Source organism: Crenobacter intestini (genome assembly GCF_004919095.1).
Classification (GTDB): domain Bacteria; phylum Pseudomonadota; class Gammaproteobacteria; order Burkholderiales; family Chromobacteriaceae; genus Craterilacuibacter; species Craterilacuibacter intestini.
In genome coordinates, this window is the sequence record NZ_STGJ01000032.1 from 1 (window position 1) to 219 (window position 219).

Annotated in this window: 1 protein-coding gene; it reads right to left on the reverse strand. The window is 64.8% G+C overall.

The window, feature by feature from the left end:
• On the reverse strand, positions 1-219 hold a 219-nt coding region (locus E5K04_RS16290; protein WP_136555910.1), incomplete at both ends, for an NAD-dependent epimerase/dehydratase family protein.

Below are 219 nucleotides of genomic sequence, written 5' to 3' on the forward strand. Positions count from 1 at the left end.
CGATTCGCCGACCGCCTTCAGGCCGGCAAAGTGGATCACCGCCTTGATCGGGTAGCGCAGCACCAGGTCGAGCTTCTCGCGGTCGAGGATGTCGCCCTCGACCAAGAGCGGCGCGCGTCCGGTGATCTTCTCGACGCGGCGCAGTGCCTCGGGCTTGCTGTTGCTGAAATTGTCGAGCACCACCACATCGTGGCCGGCTTCCAGCAGTTGCACGCAGGT